At 65.4% G+C, this 5,649-nt stretch carries 6 protein-coding genes and 1 pseudogene; 1 reads left to right on the forward strand and 6 read right to left on the reverse strand.

The features are described 5' to 3' along the window. Window positions 1–66: 66 nt before the first annotated feature. Window positions 67–642 (forward strand): polyhydroxyalkanoate synthesis repressor PhaR, encoded by a 576-nt coding sequence (gene phaR, locus ACOJSF_RS09625; protein WP_420141998.1) that lies wholly within the window; start codon window positions 67–69, stop codon window positions 640–642. Between the two features lie 12 nt (window positions 643–654). Here the strand turns inward: phaR and ACOJSF_RS09630 are convergent, their stop codons facing one another. The 6 genes and pseudogenes from ACOJSF_RS09630 to ACOJSF_RS09655 all read right to left on the reverse strand — a co-directional run. After that, on the reverse strand, window positions 655–2,127 hold the full coding sequence (locus ACOJSF_RS09630) for a CpaF family protein (protein WP_420141993.1): 1,473 nt from the start codon (window positions 2,125–2,127) through the stop codon (window positions 655–657). A 79-nt stretch (window positions 2,128–2,206) separates the two neighbouring features. Next, on the reverse strand, window positions 2,207–2,467 hold the full coding sequence (locus tag ACOJSF_RS09635) for an ATP synthase F1 subunit epsilon (RefSeq protein WP_420141994.1): 261 nt from the start codon (window positions 2,465–2,467) through the stop codon (window positions 2,207–2,209). Continuing rightward, window positions 2,467–2,649, reverse strand: a complete 183-nt coding sequence (locus tag ACOJSF_RS09640) for a glutathione S-transferase (RefSeq protein WP_420141995.1) — start codon at window positions 2,647–2,649, stop codon at window positions 2,467–2,469. Before ACOJSF_RS09640 ends, ACOJSF_RS09635 begins: the two co-directional genes overlap by 1 nt. Further along, the gene (gene atpD / locus ACOJSF_RS09645; RefSeq protein WP_420141996.1) at window positions 2,649–4,112 is read right to left on the reverse strand and encodes a F0F1 ATP synthase subunit beta; all 1,464 of its coding nucleotides are present in this window, start codon (window positions 4,110–4,112) and stop codon (window positions 2,649–2,651) included. The genes ACOJSF_RS09640 and atpD overlap by 1 nt, the downstream gene beginning before the upstream one ends. 26 nt (window positions 4,113–4,138) lie before the next feature. Next, window positions 4,139–5,026, reverse strand: coding sequence for a F0F1 ATP synthase subunit gamma (locus ACOJSF_RS09650; protein ID WP_420141997.1), 888 nt, complete (start codon window positions 5,024–5,026; stop codon window positions 4,139–4,141). A gap of 122 nt (window positions 5,027–5,148) precedes the next feature. Beyond that, a pseudogene (locus ACOJSF_RS09655) lies at window positions 5,149–5,649 on the reverse strand (F0F1 ATP synthase subunit alpha); the annotation flags it as partial.

The following is a 5,649-nucleotide window of genomic DNA, read 5'->3' on the forward strand; positions in this document are numbered from 1 at the left end:
GGCCTGTGTTGCGCCGCGTCAAGATGTGGTGTTAATGTCGACATTCTAGGTGGAGGGGCTTGCGGCATGGCGAAATCGACCGATCAATCGGGTACCGTGATCATCAAGAAATACGCCAACCGCCGGCTCTACAACACGGAATCGTCGAGCTACATCACGCTGGATCACCTGGCGCAGATGACGCGCGACGGCCGGGACTTCAAGGTCATCGACGCGAAGACCGAAGAAGACATCACCCATAACGTTCTCACCCAGATCATCATGGAAGAGGAGAATCGCGGCCAGACGATGCTGCCGGTAAGCTTCCTGCGCCAGCTCATCTCGCTTTACGGCGACTCCATGCAGTCGATGGTCCCGCAATATCTGGAAGCGTCGATGGAGGCCTTCCGCCGCAACCAGACGCAGTTCCGCGCCGCAATGGAAGGCGCCTTTGCGGGCGGACCGTTCGCGGAACTCGCCAAGCGCAACATGGACATGTTCGAGGCTGCCGCCGCCGCCTTCAACAAGGCCGGCGTGCCGGGGCAGACGCCTTTCGCTGCGCCGTCCGCCACCCCGCCCGCGACGCAGAGCACCGACGACCTGGCGGCGCTCAAGGAGCAGATGGCCGCGCTGCAGGACAAATTGAACAAGCTCGCCAGCTAGGGCGCCGCCCCTTTACAGGCAGGCTTCGAGATAGGGCTGCTCGAAGCCGAACTGCTTGGCCTTATCCAATGTGTAAGGGCGCAGGCCCATCGATCGATATTCGCCGAGAATCTTGCCGTCGGCTGTCTCGTCCAGATATTCGAACTTGAACAATTCCTGCGTGACGATCACGCTGCCTTCCATCCCGATCACCTCGGTGATGTTGGTCACGCGGCGGCTACCGTCGCGCAGGCGCTTCACCTGAACGATCAGGTCGACCGAGTCCGCGATCTGGCGGCTGATCGCATCCTTCGGCACCTTGATGTCGCTCATCATCACCATATTCTCCATCCGCGCGAGGCATTCGCGCGGGGAGTTGGAGTGGAGCGTGGCCATCGATCCGTCGTGGCCCGTGTTCATGGCGGACAGCAGGTCGAAGCATTCAGGCCCGCGCACCTCGCCCAGGATAATCCGGTCGGGGCGCATGCGCAGCGCGTTCTTGACGAGGTCGCGGATCGAAACCTCGCCCTGTCCTTCCAGATTGGCGGGGCGCGTTTCGAGCGGCAGCCAGTGGGGCTGCTGAAGGCGCAGTTCGGCCGCATCTTCGATCGTCAGCACGCGTTCGCCGGGATCGATCATTTTCGAGATAGCGTTGAGCATCGTCGTCTTGCCCGATCCGGTGCCGCCGGAAATGACGATGTTGAAGCGGCTCGCGCCCGCGATCTTGAGCACCGTCGCCATCCGGTCCGACATGCTGTCGCCCTTGGCCATCATGTCGAGCGTGATCGGCTTGGCGGAGAATTTGCGGATCGAGATCGCCGTGCCGCGCAGCGACAGGGGCGGCACGATGACGTTGACGCGGCTGCCATCCGGCAGGCGGGCGTCGGCCAAAGGCGTGGTCTGGTCGACACGGCGGCCAACCTTGCTGACGATCCGCTGCGCGATCTGGAACAGGTGCGTTTCGTCGCGGAACTGGACGGCGGCAAGCTCCAGCTTCCCCTTGCGCTCGACATAGGTCTGGCCGGGGCCGTTGACCATGATGTCGCTGACGAGCGGGTCGGACAGCAACTCCTCAAGCGGGCCGAGCCCGAGCAACTCGTCGACCAGCACCTTCTCCAGCGCGGTCTGCTCGCGCCGGTTGAGCGTGATGCGGAGTTCGGCGAGAACCTCGCTCACGATCGGGCGAAATTCCTCGGCAAGCTCGTCCTTGTCGAGCGCTGCGGCGGCCTCGGGATCAATGCGTTCCAAGAGGCGGGGGAGCACCTGTTCCTTGATGGTGTGGACCGATGCTTCGAAGCCCTTCGGCGTCGCGCAGGCGGGTTCGCCCGACCTGGCGATCCGATCGGCCAGCCGCGCCATCGCATCGTGGACGGGGTTGCCCTCGACAGGAGGGGGATCGGCGGCAAGAGCCAGGACGTTGCCGTCAATCGCGGCGGGGGCGGGGCGGGCGGACCCGAAGCTTGCCCGCGCGGCGCCGATGCCACCCCGCCGTCCGAACGCACCCATACCGGTCTCCCCTCCGGCGATGGCCGGGCAGGGACGCGCGTAGACGAGAATGCTTGACGGCTGTTTAAGGAGCGGGCGCTCAGGCCTCGCTGGCGGCCTCGGCCAGGACGGTCAGGCCGCGATCGTTGACCTCGGCAAAGCCGCCCTCGACGGTGATCCGCGCCGACACGGTGCTCGGCGCGGAATAGACGACGATCTCGCCCGTGCGGATGACCGACATGACCGGCGCATGGCCCTCCAGCACGCCGAAATCACCCTCGGTGCCGGGCACGACGACCATATGGACGTCCTCGGCGCGGACCAGTCGCTCGGGCGTGACGAGTTCGAAGTGGAGAGCCATTACCGTTCCTCGATCGCGCCGTCGAAGGCGCGGGTGGCGGCCGCGAACTTATCGCGGCAGCCGGGATTGCAGAAGCCGACCACCGCGCCGCGATAGACCGTCAACGCGTCCTCCGTGATCGGATCGCCCGACCAGGGACAGACCGTGTTGACCGCGTCCGCCAGGCGCAGCGGTCCGGCCATCAGGCCTGTTCGGCCAGCTTCTTGGCCTTCTCGACCGCCTCTTCGATGCCGCCGACCATGTAGAAGGCGGCCTCGGGCAGGTGGTCATATTCGCCGTTCACGACCGCCTTGAACGAACGGACCGTGTCTTCGACCTGCACGAACTTGCCGGAGATGCCGGTGAAGACCTCGGCGACGTGGAACGGCTGGGAGAGGAAGCGCTGGATCTTGCGGGCGCGCTGGACGGTGAGCTTGTCCTCCTCCGACAGCTCGTCCATGCCGAGGATGGCGATGATGTCCTGCAGCGACTTGTACTTCTGCAGCACTTCCTGGACGGCGCGGGCGGTTTCGTAATGCTCCTGCCCGACGACCGCCGGGGTCAGCACGCGGCTGGTGGAGTCGAGCGGATCGACCGCCGGATAGATGCCGAGCTCGGAGATCGCGCGGCTCAGCGTGGTCGTCGCGTCCAAGTGGGCGAACGAGGTGGCGGGCGCCGGATCGGTAAGGTCGTCCGCCGGCACGTAGATCGCCTGCACCGAGGTGATCGACCCCTTGTTGGTCGAGGTGATCCGCTCCTGCAGCGCGCCCATGTCGGTCGACAGCGTGGGCTGATAGCCCACCGCCGAGGGGATGCGGCCGAGCAGCGCCGACACTTCCGAACCCGCCTGGGTGAAGCGGAAGATGTTGTCGACGAAGAACAGCACGTCCTGGCCCTCGACGTCGCGGAAATATTCCGCGTTGGCGAGACCCGAGAGGGCAACGCGCGCGCGGGCCCCGGGCGGCTCGTTCATCTGGCCGAACACGAGCGCGACCTTCGATCCTTCTTCGGTCGGGTTGCCGTCGGCATCCTTGGCGATCACGCCCGCGTCGAGGAATTCGTGATAGAGGTCGTTGCCCTCACGCGTGCGCTCGCCGACGCCCGCAAACACCGACACGCCGCCATGGCCCTTGGCGATGTTGTTGATCAGTTCCTGGATCAGCACCGTCTTGCCGACGCCGGCGCCGCCGAACAGGCCGATCTTGCCGCCACGCGCATAAGGCGCGAGCAGGTCGATCACCTTGATGCCGGTGACGAGAATCGACGCCTCGGTCGACTGGTCGACGAATTCGGGCGCCTTGTTGTGGATCGGGCCGGTCAGGTCCGACGCGACGGGCCCGCGCTCGTCGATCGGATCGCCGACGACGTTCAGGATGCGGCCGAGCGTCTTGGGGCCGACGGGCACGCGGATCTGCTGGCCGGTGTCGGTCACTTCGTGGCCACGCGTCAGGCCGTCGGTTGAGTCCATCGCGATCGTGCGGACGGTATTCTCGCCGAGATGCTGCGCTACTTCGAGCACCAGGCGGGCGCCCTGGTTGGTGTTTTCGAGCGCGGTCAGGATCGGCGGCAGATCGCCGTCGAACTGCACGTCGACGACGGCGCCGATCACCTGGGCGATGCGGCCGACATTGTTGGTGCCGAAGCTGATTGCGGGGGCGGTGGCCATGGGTGTTTCCTTGCCTTCGTGTCTGCTTAGAGCGCTTCGGCGCCCGAGATGATTTCGACCAGCTCGGTCGTGATCGCGGCCTGGCGGGTGCGGTTGTATTGGATCGAGAGACGGTTGATCATGTCACCCGCGTTGCGTGTGGCATTATCCATCGCGTTCATGCGGCTGCCCTGTTCGGACGCGGCATTTTCCAGCATCGCGCGGAACAGCTGGATCGCGATATTGCGCGGGAGCAGTTCCGCCAGGATCGATTCCTCGTCGGGCTCATATTCGACCGCCGCCGAAGTTGACGAAGTTGACAGCTGCGTATCGTTGGCGGGGATCGCGACCGGGATGATCTGAAGCTGGGTCGGCAGCTGGACCAGCGCCGACTGGAACTTGGCGAAGAACAGGTGCGCGATGTCGAACTCGCCCGCCTCGAACCGCGCGGTCAGATCGCGCGCGACCTCGAGCGCGTCGGTGAAGGCGACGTTCTTGATGTGGCTCTGGTCGACCTGGTGGACGATCTTGCCGGGATAGAGGCGCTGGAGGACGGCGCGGCCCTTCTTGCCGATCAGGTAGAAGCGGACGTCCTTGCCCTGCGCGATCAGATCGTCGGCCTGCTTGCGCGCGGCGCGGACGATGTTGGTGTTGAACGCGCCGGCAAGGCCGCGCTCCGATGTTGCGACCACCAGCAGGTGCTTCTGATCCGAACCGGTGCCGGCGAGCAGCTTCGGGCTGTTCGGGCCGATCGTCACCTTCGACGCGAGGCTTGCCATCACCGCGTTGAGACGCTCGGCATAAGGGCGCCCGGCCTCGGCCGCCTGCTGCGCGCGGCGCAGATTGGCGGCGGCGACCATCTTCATCGCCTTGGTGATCTTCTGGGTCGATTTGACCGAGCTGATCCGGTTCTTGAGCGCCTTGAGGCTGGCCACTGTCCCTACCTCTTCCTTCTTCCGTCACCCCGGCGAAGGCCGGGGTCCATCTCTCTAACCACGTACGGTGTCCCTCGTGAGTGAGAGACATGGGCCCCTGCCTGCGCAGGGGCGACGATGTGTTACGCGAACGTCTTGGCGAAGCTTTCGAGCGCGCTCTTGAGCTTGGCCTTGCTGTCGTCCGAAAGGTCCTTGCTGTCGCGGATCGCGGCGAGCACGTCGGCATGATCCGAACGGAGGTAAGCGAGCATCGCCGCCTCGTAGCGGGTCACGTCGCCGACCGGCAGCGCATCGATATAGCCGTTGGTGCCGGCGAAGATCGACGCGACCTGCTCCTCGAAGGGCAGGGGGCTGAACTGCGGCTGCTTCAGCAGCTCGGTCAGGCGCGCGCCGCGGTTGAGCAGGCGCTGGGTCGATGCGTCGAGGTCCGAGCCGAACTGCGCGAAGGCGGCCATTTCGCGATACTGCGCCAGCTCCAGCTTGATCGAGCCCGCGACCTTCTTCATCGCCTTGGTCTGCGCGGCCGAGCCGACGCGGCTGACCGACAGGCCGACGTTGATCGCCGGACGGATGCCCGCGTTGAACAGGTCGGTTTCGAGGAAGATCTGGCCGTCGGTGATCGA

Origin of the sequence: Sphingomonas sp. (assembly GCF_048594985.1) — a bacterium.
In the GTDB taxonomy this organism is placed as follows: Bacteria; Pseudomonadota; Alphaproteobacteria; order Sphingomonadales; family Sphingomonadaceae; genus Sphingomonas_I.